The organism is Kordiimonas sp. UBA4487, assembly GCF_002389025.1.
Taxonomy (GTDB): domain Bacteria; phylum Pseudomonadota; class Alphaproteobacteria; order Sphingomonadales; family Kordiimonadaceae; genus Kordiimonas; species Kordiimonas lacus.
The window spans coordinates 1-5,419 of record NZ_DGNR01000001.1; the positions used below are offsets into that span (position 1 = coordinate 1).

The window sequence follows — 5,419 nt, forward strand, 5'->3', positions numbered from 1 at the left end:
CCGCCAGCCGGTCATTGCCAGTATCGCTAGCACCTGCCCAGATCTGGTCGTTGCCATCACCGGCCTCAAGATTGTCATCACCGTCGCCGCCGGTGATGGTGTCGTCGCCTTCCGAACCTTCGATGGTGTCATCGTCGTCCGTGCCTTTCAGGCGGCGGTTCGTGCCGGTCGAGTTGCCGGGGTTGCCTTCGTCCACGCCGTCCTCGTCGTTGCCGTGACCATTATCATCATGGTCACCGCCGCTGTTACCGCCGCCATTGCTGCCATCGGAGTTGCCGGGGTTGTCGTCGTCGACGCCGTCTTCGTCATTGCCGTGACCATTGTCGTGGTCGCCGTCATCATTACCGCCGGGGAGGGTGTCGTCGTTACCCGAGCTGCCATCAGACACCTCGAAAACACCTGAAAACCCTTGTTCCAGTATATCCTGATAGGTGTATGTGACATCGTTGCCGGCCAGATCGCGGACATAGAGCTGCATCGAATATTCGCCATTGGAAAAATGATCAGGCAGCACGAATGTGACGCTTTCCTCTTCCGCCCCGTATACAAATTGGACAAGCTGTTGGCCTGTCGGCGATGCAAGATACACCCGAAATTGATCGATGCCGGCTTTGTCGTCGCTTACCTTTACAGATACCGTGATCTCGCGGTCTCCGGATTCAAAGTCGATCACCGGCTCGTCTACCGTGAAGGCCACAAGCGAAGGCGGGGTGGTGTCGGTGTCTGCCTGAGTGACTTCAAAGCTGCTGATAAAACCTAGTTCTTGCAACTCCTCTGCTGAGTAGGTCAGCATATTGCCAGCGACGTCTTTTGTTACCACCTTGATGGTGTAAATGCCGTTTACCGCGTTTTCAGGGACGGAAAATGTAATTGATCCACTGGATGACGTTCGGCCTCTTCCCTGCATCCAGTTGCCTTCGGGGTCATACACCTCGATGGAAAAATTGGTCAGCCCCGATAAATCATCGATGGCGGAATAGCTGAAGGTGATGGTGCGGTCACCTTCTGAAACATTGATGACCGGGTCGTTTGATATAAGGCTGTCGAGAGTTGGTGCCTCAGTGTCTTCTATCGAACCAGTGATTTCAACTGATGGGGCAAAGCCCATACTTTGTAGCTCGCTGGATGAATAATATGTCCAGTTTCCGGCTTTGTCATAGACCGCGATTTCGAACGCGGTTGTTCCGTTCGCGACATTGTCGGGCAGGGTGAATGTGAAAGAGTGGGTCGCTCCCGTTGCCACAGACTGCGATAGGCGAAAACCCTCGTCGCCATAGGGGAGGTACAGTTGGACAAGTTCGACACCCGCCAGGTCGTCAATGACGGTTACGGTGATGCTGACAGAGCGGTCGCCGCTCGCGAAATCAACAATTGGGTCATGAACTTCCAAGGTGGTCACGACGGGAGGTGTTATATCCTCTTCGGCATTCACCACGGTCACGGCCACTTCAAACAGGCTCGACAGGTTCGGGCCATCATAGGTGCGGGCGTTGCCTGCGGTGTCTGTCACCACGACCTCGGTGACTTTGTATTCGCCCTCAGGCTTGTCGTCTGAAATCGTGAAGGTCAGCTCGCCAGATGCGGCGCTCAGCGTCTTGACCATTGTGCCGCCGTCTGGGTCCGTCACCGTGACGCGGATCGACGCGACCTCGCTGTCGGCGTCGGAGGCTGCAAGCACCACCGTCACGCTGTTGTCGCCTTCGCCCCTGTCAACGATGGGGTCTTTGATGGAAATGCTATCGAGAATAGGAAGGGTTGTGTCCAGAACCGCTTCGTCAGACATAGGTCACCTGTTGTCGCAAGGGTGCGCTGCCAACACACCTGGCTTCAATTTGGCGGTATTGGAAAAATCTCATCTGCCAATGAGTGCTTTCCGGTTGGCCCCGCCACCTCATGCGACTCATTGTGTCCTGATTACGTTTAAGGCGACGTTTACAGAAAAATACTTTTTTACAACAACTTATGTAAAAATTTAGAAATGATCCTCAAACAAAAAGGCCGCCCGATGAGGCGGCCTTGTCGAACGACTATTGTTTGCCCGGTTTAGTCCTTATGCAGCTTGTTCATGAAGTCCTGAACGCTGGAACGCAGGGCGGCGCCCTGCTGCTGCAGGCTGGAGACTTTTTCTGTCACCTCTGACGCGGCGCTCTGGGTGCGGGAGGTGGCGCTGCCAATCTGGGAAAAGTCACCGATCACGCCGCTGGTGGCCTCGGCGGCCTGGGCGGCGCTGTGGCTGATTTCCTGCGCGGCGGCCGCCTGCTGGCTAACGGTGCCGGACACTTCGCCTGCGATTTCATCCACTTCTTTGATGCGGCCGCTGATTTTTTCAAAGGCGGTCACGGCGTCAGTGGTGGCGCCTTGCAGTTCGTTGATCTGCTGGCTGATCTCATCGGTTGCGCGAGCGGTCTGGGTTGCCAGCGCTTTCACTTCCGATGCCACAACGGCAAAACCTTTGCCGGCTTCGCCTGCGCGGGCTGCCTCGATGGTGGCGTTCAGTGCCAGCAAGTTGGTCTGGCTGGCGATATCATTAATCAGCTTGATCACTTCGCTGATCTTCTTGCCAGAGGCATTCAATGTTGCGATCAGGCGGGATGCGTCGTTGGCTTCCTCAAGCGCTTTGGCGGTCACTTCTGCAGCCCGGCCCATCTGTTCGCTGACATTGCCTACTGACGCCGAGATTTCCTCAGTCGCGCCAGCCACGGCATTAACGCTCGAACCTGCGTGGCGGGCCTTTTCCTCGGCCACATGCATACCGTCCACCGTTTCCTGTGTGGCGCCATTCATGGAAGCTGCGGCTTGTTCCAGTTCGTCTGCCGTGCCGCCAAGGCGGTCAATGGCAGCCAGCACAGAGGTTTCAAACTGATGCGACAAATCGCCAGCGTTTTGAGCGTTCGTTTCCTGATCTAACATACAGATCCCCTTCAAGATCCGGGCAGCTGCGGCCCGCGTCTATTCATTCATTATTTCAGGAATTCCCCAATCCTGATTCCCCCGTACCCTAGGCGAAAAACCATCGCAATTAAAGGCTAAAGCTTGCCGAGGACCTCTTCTGCTTATTGCGCCATTTTCTGGGCGTGAAGGCGCACAGCTATTCAGCCCGTGGTGGCGATTTCGCCGTCAGGTAGTTCAAACGTTTCGAACAGGAACTCAGGCGCAACCACACAACTGACCAACGACCAGGCGCCGTCAGCTCGGGCACGCTGCCAGTGGTTTGCAGGCACAAGGACCTGGGGGCGTTCGCCCTCAAGAATGTCGGGGCCCAGGGTGTGTGGGGTGGCGTCTGTCCGGTCAGTACCGATTTCCAGCGTCATGGGCGCACCAGCATGCCAGTGCCACAGTTCGTCTGCATCAATGCGGTGCCAAAGGGCAAAGCCTTCCTTGTCCAGCAGATAATAGATGGCGGAACATCTGCCACGCTGCTGGCCATCAACGTCATTCCGGTAGGTGCGGCGGAAGTAACCGCCTTCCGGATGGGGCTTCAGCCCCAGTTCCTTGATGATGTCTTGTGCGTTGGTCATGCGAAGTAGGCCTATGTGTCTGCCGGGCGGCCCTCGATATGGAGGTCCAGCGTTTCGAAAGTGAATTCAGGGCTAACCACACTGCTGAACAGTGTCCAGTCACCGGTCGAGCGAATGCGCTGCCAGGTATTGCCGTGGATCACCAGCTGCGGTTTATGGCCGGCCGCGAGGTCCATGCTCATTGTGTGGGTTTCGTCTGCCTTTGTATCTGCGCCGGTTTCAATAACGGCCGGGGCGCCGGCATGCCAGAACCACAGCTCGTCCGCGTCTACCCGGTGCCACAGGGCAAAGCTTTTCTGTTCAATCAGATAGTAGATGGAGGAAGCAAAGGCCCGGCCCGAGACGCCATCTTCATGGCGGTAGGTACGGCGGTAGTAGCCGCCTTCAGGGTGAGGGGCCAGGTCCAGTTTTTCGACAATTTCCTGCGCGGTGGTCATGCTTTCCCCATTTCATAGAGTGCGATGGCGGCTGCGTTTGAGACATTCAGGCTTTCAACTTTACCCGTCATCGGGATTTTGGCAATGGCGTCGCAGTGCTTGCGCACCAGAGGGCGAAGGCCTTTGCCCTCAGACCCCATAACAATGACGATATTGTCGCCCATCGAGACCGAGCTGATCTCGGTGTCCGTGTGACCGTCGAGGCCAACATGCCAATAGCCCATGTCCTTGAGTGCCTCCAGCGCCTGCGCAAGGTTGGCGGCGCGGACCCAGGGCAGGGCCTCGAGCCCGCCGGCAGCGGCGCGCGCCAACACGCCGGATTCGCCGGGGCTGTTGCGGTCCTGTGTGATCAGGGCGCGGGCGCCAAGCGCTGCAGCAGACCGGAGGCAGGCGCCCACGTTGTGGGGGTCGGTCACCTGGTCCAGCATCAGGATGATATTCTTCTGGTCTGCGACCGGCTCCAAATCCAGAAGATCAAGGCCGGGCAGGGGACGGACTTCCAGCAGCACCCCCTGGTGCGGAGAATCAGCCGGCACGGCACTCCTGAGTATTTGATCGTCATCTATATAGTCGACAGCAAGGCCCTGTCGGATGGACGCCAGCCCGGATGCCTGCAGGGCCTTGGTGGTACCGACAAGCCGGATGCATTCACGCTTTGGGTTCTTTAGGGCTTCCTCAACCGCGTGGCGGCCAAACAGGAAAAAGCCGTTCTTGTGCTTTGGTGTCAGCACGGCGGCGGGCCGCTGGCGATTGTCGCCCTGCTGCCGTGGCGCCTGATGGCCGGGCTTTTGCGGGGGGCGGCCTTTCCCTCCCCGATGGTCCGGTTTCTTTTTAAAGTCTTTCTTAGCCATCGCCTGTGTGCTTCCTGAACAAGGGGCAGCGCGCAAAATATCCACCCGAAACGCGAAGATTATCGCGTGTCCCATATGCTAAAGCGGTGGATTTATAAAGTCCTAACAAAAAAATACGAAATGTTGGGAACTTGATGTTGACATGGGAATTTATATGCGCATATTGCCCCTCACCGCGACGCCAGTTCGGAGTGGGATCAAGTCCCGAGTTTCACTGGCGATCTAGTATATACGTGGAGGGGTTGGGGAGCGGTCAAACCCATCAGACTGTAAATCTGACGCTTCGGCTTCACAGGTTCGAATCCTGTCCCCTCCACCACTTAACCTTCCTTGTTCAAAACCCCTGCCGGGGTTGCGTGCGGGAAGGCTTGTCGTGTTCGAGAGGAGCCGCTGGCTTGTGCGGGTGTAGCTCAATGGTAGAGCAGAAGCCTTCCAAGCTTACGACGAGGGTTCGATTCCCTTCACCCGCTCCAATTAAGTCCCTCTCGGGCGACATCATCATGTGACTACCCGGGTGGGGGTCACGGGGTTAAATGGAAAGCTCGCCTGAGTGTGAACAAAGGCGTGATTGCTTGCAAAGGTAGACGGGCAATGGCTAAAGAAAAGTTTGAAC

The 5,419-nt window shown here is 56.9% G+C and carries 5 protein-coding genes and 2 tRNA genes; 2 read left to right on the forward strand and 5 right to left on the reverse strand.

The features are described 5' to 3' along the window. The 5 genes from B3Z17_RS00005 to rlmB all read right to left on the reverse strand — a co-directional run. Positions 1-1,783 (reverse strand): Ig-like domain-containing protein (locus B3Z17_RS00005; protein WP_286828037.1); only part of this gene is annotated, 1,783 nt, incomplete at its 3' end. A 260-nt stretch (positions 1,784-2,043) separates the two neighbouring features. Continuing rightward, complete coding sequence (locus B3Z17_RS00010) at positions 2,044-2,910, reverse strand: methyl-accepting chemotaxis protein (RefSeq protein ID WP_068305251.1); 867 nt, start codon at positions 2,908-2,910, stop codon at positions 2,044-2,046. Positions 2,911-3,092: 182 nt separating this feature from the next. Continuing rightward, the gene (locus B3Z17_RS00015; RefSeq protein WP_286828038.1) at positions 3,093-3,518 is read right to left on the reverse strand and encodes a cupin domain-containing protein; all 426 of its coding nucleotides are present in this window, start codon (positions 3,516-3,518) and stop codon (positions 3,093-3,095) included. 11 nt (positions 3,519-3,529) lie between these two features. Continuing rightward, a complete protein-coding gene (locus B3Z17_RS00020; protein WP_068305254.1) occupies positions 3,530-3,955 on the reverse strand; it encodes a cupin domain-containing protein in 426 nt (141 codons plus the stop codon). Next, complete coding sequence (gene rlmB, locus B3Z17_RS00025) at positions 3,952-4,806, reverse strand: 23S rRNA (guanosine(2251)-2'-O)-methyltransferase RlmB (RefSeq protein WP_286828039.1); 855 nt, start codon at positions 4,804-4,806, stop codon at positions 3,952-3,954. Before rlmB ends, B3Z17_RS00020 begins: the two co-directional genes overlap by 4 nt. Positions 4,807-5,041: 235 nt before the next feature. Between rlmB and B3Z17_RS00030 the strand changes: the two genes are divergently transcribed. Next, positions 5,042-5,125, forward strand: a tRNA-Tyr gene (locus B3Z17_RS00030). Between the two features lie 80 nt (positions 5,126-5,205). Then, positions 5,206-5,279, forward strand: a tRNA-Gly gene (locus B3Z17_RS00035). Positions 5,280-5,419: the final 140 nt, after the last annotated feature.